The following is a 4,010-nucleotide window of genomic DNA, read 5'->3' as shown; positions in this document are numbered from 1 at the left end:
ACCTGTGAAGTTGAAGCGGCGAAGTTAAAACCACCAAAAGCCAGAGCGATTTTTGAAACAGCAGGTTAGGGCGGTTGAACTGCTATTTGTATTAAGCGAAACGCAGTTTGGGCTGGCGCCTTCTAACTTTAAGCTAAGGGGCGCTAGCACGTGGGCTAAAATCCGAACGAAGTGAGTCAGCCCGCGTGTTAGCGTCCCAGCGACCGAAGGGAGTGAGCTTTAGCGCTTTGTTAGAAGCAGAGCCTGTTCCCTTGGCATTTTTAAAAACTTATAAAGCCAGCATACGATTGATTATTACCACAAACAAGTAAAACGACAGCGCGGTGATGTTTTTGATTTGACTGAAGCGAGCCGCCATTTGAACTAACAAACGCAATGGCGCTTGCAGACTTAAAATAATAACTAGCCGATAAAGCGCCTATTGCGCAACCTTTGGAGTTGAAGCGGCGAAGTTAACACCACCAAAAGCCAGAGCGATTTTTGAAACAGCAGCTGAGGGCGGTTGAACTGTTATTTTTATTAAACGAAACGCAGTTTAGGCTGACGCCTTCTAACGGCCCGCATAACGGGCAAAAATACGTAGGCTATAATACTGAGCGAAGCGAAGGGAGCCTGCGTGTTTTTGTCCCAGCGAGCTTGCGAGCGAGTTTATGCGATTGTTAGGTAAACTACTCAAAAAGAGCACTTTGCAGCAAGAGCCTCTTTACATTGTGGTGTATGATTAAAAGCCCTATGGCGCAAATTGCAAGAAACACAATTGTTGCCAAAATATACTCTACCCAAGCTAACCACTTAATTCTATTTCTATGCTCGAAAATTAACTCTTTTCTGTAAGCGGTTGATAGTAGAAACGGCCAAGCAAGATATACGAAGCGAGGTCCGCTAGCTAATTCTGCAAAGAAATCTAAAGCGTTGCCTAAAACGGGAACTCTAGATAGCGCTACAGCTACAGCGAGGAATACCCCGAAAACAAGTAAGCTAATTACAGCAACCAAAATTTCCATATACAGGTTTACCTAACACCCGATTAAGCGGCGAAAACCGCTCTTGTTTTTGTCCGACTTCAATCGTTTGTTATACATACGTTCATAATCCTTTTTGCCAATGTTGCGGGTAGACACCTTTAAACACAATATTGATAAATTCTTGTTTGCTCAAATGTCCTTTTTTTAGCTTAATACCAAAATAGACAGCACCTGATAAAAGACAAAATATATATAAAGAAAACAATAGAGTGACGAAGCATAAAGCAAAAACAGTCATAACCAAAACATTGTCATAACTTCTTATCGGGACATCAGAGTCAATACCAAAAAGGGCCGCAATCATAAAACACAAGTTATAGGCAACAATAAAACCAAGGACACAACCAACACCGCCGACTTTAGCTGATTGTGAATAGAAATATGGTTTTAGATTTAACTGACTCTTTATTGCCCTAATTAAAATACTGACACCCTCAAGTATGTATAACTTTGAGCTAAGGGGCAATTACGCAATGCGATAATGCCGAAGGCGCATTGCGTAATTGTCCACTTTGGCGTTTTGTTAGCGTTCTTCATCTATGGAATGCAGTTCCAATACTACTAAGCCGAAAATGGTTTGTTTGGAAATAACCACCGCCAAAACTTCTTGATTAATTTCAGTGTACTCCATTTCGCCTATGCAGTAATGAAAGATAAAGCTTTCTAAGCCTCTTGGGTGAAGGCGATATTTACACTTGTTTTTACCACCACTTTGTTTAACCAATAGCATTTGAGACTCGGTTAAGCTTCCCATTAAATTTGTGGCAATACTTGGAAGCATTACCCCAATGAAAGACCAGACCCAAAACAGACAAATAAACGGAAACAATACAGATATGAAAGCTTTTTTAAATTTAGTTTCCGCTTTCAATTGCGGTATGGGCTTAATACTGCCTGCTTTAAATGCACGCAAATAACAAACAGCTACAACGCAACATACAACAAAAGATAGAAAAACTGATGCAAAAAATAAGCCCTTTGAGGGAATAAAATTATGCTTGAAAAAAAGAAAGATTGGCGAAGTTAAAAACACCATGAAAAAGGTAAGAACGATACAACCCAAAATCCTTTTTGCCAATGGTGTTTCTTCCTTTAACTTTAACATTTACTTCCTGAACGCTAACGCCAATGCTAAGGGGCTGCCGTAGGCAGTCCCAGTGAAGGCCCGTTTTTAGGGCCTAAACGCCCTTGAGCGTTTTGTTAAGGCTGCTACTAGCTAATGTGTTGCAGCTGTAATATCAGGTCTTTTTTCTTTTATAAATTCAATAATACCTTCTACTTCGGCTAAAAGGCTTTCCGGTTTTGATTCATTGAACTCGTATATACCAAAAATCTCAAGGCTACCATCAGGTGCTTTCATTGATTGGGAGAAACTGCCTACTGGCGGGGAGTCTTTGTGAAGCATGAAAGGAATTATAAAAGGCTTATACCCTTCAAGTTCTAAATTGTATTTAGATATTATGTTTTTTGGCCAGTGAACATAATTTTTGAAGAGGCCGTTTAAATAGCCTCCTGGGATATTAATAGCAGACTCTCCTCTTGCAATAACTCCTAATGCATCTGGTTTTTTTGTATATATTAAAGTGTACAAAGCTAACCAAGGCGTCACTCCCTTTGTATTCATAAGGAATGAAGGCTCGATCGCTGCGCCAGTTGAGACTGCCGGACCTACCTTGACCATTGAAAGTAAGCCGCGAATTTGTCCTTCGGTTAGATTAAGTGAACTAGGATCATTTTTACTAATCCCAAGGAAATACATTTGCTTCCATTCGGTTGCCGACTGCCCGATTTCTTTACTTTGTTCCATGGGTGATTCCTCCTTTGCTATAGAGCAAGGCAAGAACCCTATGGTAGATATAAGTAGTGTTAATGTTGCGATTACTTTCATAAATTTATTGCCTTAACACCCGATTAAGCGGCGAAAACCGCTCTTGTTTTTGTCCGACTTCAATCGTTTGTTATACATACGTTCATAATCCTTTTTGCCAATGTTGCGGGTAGACACCTTTAAACACAATATTGATAAATTCTTGTTTGCTCAAATGTCCTTTTTTTAGCTTAATACCAAAATAGACAGCACCTGATAAAAGACAAAATATATATAAAGAAAACAATAGAGTGACGAAGCATAAAGCAAAAACAGTCATAACCAAAACATTGTCATAACTTCTTATCGGGACATCAGAGTCAATACCAAAAAGGGCCGCAATCATAAAACACAAGTTATAGGCAACAATAAAACCAAGGACACAACCAACACCGCCGACTTTAGCTGATTGTGAATAGAAATATGGTTTTAGATTTAACTGACTCTTTATTGCCCTAATTAAAATACTGACACCCTCAAGTATGTATAACGCCCCTATTAAACGGCCCAGACTTGCTGGCTATACTGTGAGCGAAGCGAAACCAGCCAGCGAGTATGGGTCCGGTTGAATGGTTTGTTATATGCCATTTTGCCAAACCTTAAGTTTACCCTTTGTAAAGCTGCCACTGTCCATGGATTTTATACTATTTGCCAATTCGAGGCTCGTGCACAATTGAAGCTGAATTCCAAAAGGTAATTTTCCATGTATGGTGGAAACAGCACTTGTTCGAATTTGGCCAGCCATTTCATCTAGCCAGCAATAAAAGACTTTTTCATCACCCAAATTTTTCTTTTCGTATAGCCTATAACACCCAATTAAAAAGTCTTCTATCTCGTTAGTGCAAAGCTCTGCTAATGCTGCTTCAGTTAAACCGAAATAGGCTATATTTTTAATGGCTTGAATGTGTAAATCTTCGCTTTCCGATAGCAGTAATTCTTCGTCCAGCTCAATTAACCAGCGTTTAAATTCTAAATCAGACCTCATGGCATATAACTTTAAGCTAAGGGGCGCTAGCATGTGGGTTAAAATCCGAACGAAGTGAGTCAGCCCACATGTTAGCGTCCCAGCGACCGAAGGGAGTGAACTTAAGCGCTTTGTTAGAAGCAGAGCCTGTTCC

At 40.0% G+C, this 4,010-nt stretch carries 4 protein-coding genes; all 4 read right to left on the bottom strand.

All coding sequences use genetic code 11. The features are described 5' to 3' along the window. Positions 1 to 668: 668 nt before the first annotated feature. A complete protein-coding gene (locus O9X84_RS19350) occupies positions 669 to 1,004 on the bottom strand; it encodes a hypothetical protein (protein ID WP_269521292.1) in 336 nt (111 codons plus the stop codon). 544 nt (positions 1,005 to 1,548) lie between these two features. Further along, positions 1,549 to 2,130, bottom strand: a complete 582-nt coding sequence (locus O9X84_RS19345) for a hypothetical protein (RefSeq protein ID WP_269521291.1) — start codon at positions 2,128 to 2,130, stop codon at positions 1,549 to 1,551. Between the two features lie 111 nt (positions 2,131 to 2,241). Beyond that, positions 2,242 to 2,832, bottom strand: a complete 591-nt coding sequence (locus O9X84_RS19340; RefSeq protein ID WP_269521290.1) for a hypothetical protein — start codon at positions 2,830 to 2,832, stop codon at positions 2,242 to 2,244. A gap of 637 nt (positions 2,833 to 3,469) precedes the next feature. Continuing rightward, the gene (locus tag O9X84_RS19335; protein WP_269521289.1) at positions 3,470 to 3,877 is read right to left on the bottom strand and encodes a hypothetical protein; all 408 of its coding nucleotides are present in this window, start codon (positions 3,875 to 3,877) and stop codon (positions 3,470 to 3,472) included. Positions 3,878 to 4,010: the final 133 nt, after the last annotated feature.

The sequence above is a fragment of the Alteromonas sp. BMJM2 genome, assembly GCF_027257845.1.
In the GTDB taxonomy this organism is placed as follows: domain Bacteria; phylum Pseudomonadota; class Gammaproteobacteria; order Enterobacterales; family Alteromonadaceae; genus Alteromonas.
This window is presented reverse-complemented; position numbering and strand designations above follow the sequence as displayed.

Bases quoted from the DNA above. Each gene is read 5' to 3' on its own strand.
- O9X84_RS19340 (WP_269521290.1), bottom strand. From the start codon at position 2,832: ATGGAACAAAGTAAAGAAATCGGGCAGTCGGCAACCGAATGGAAGCAA.
- O9X84_RS19345 (WP_269521291.1), bottom strand. From the start codon at position 2,130: ATGTTAAAGTTAAAGGAAGAAACACCATTGGCAAAAAGGATTTTGGGT.
- O9X84_RS19350 (WP_269521292.1), bottom strand. From the start codon at position 1,004: ATGGAAATTTTGGTTGCTGTAATTAGCTTACTTGTTTTCGGGGTATTC.
- O9X84_RS19335 (WP_269521289.1), bottom strand. From the start codon at position 3,877: ATGAGGTCTGATTTAGAATTTAAACGCTGGTTAATTGAGCTGGACGAA.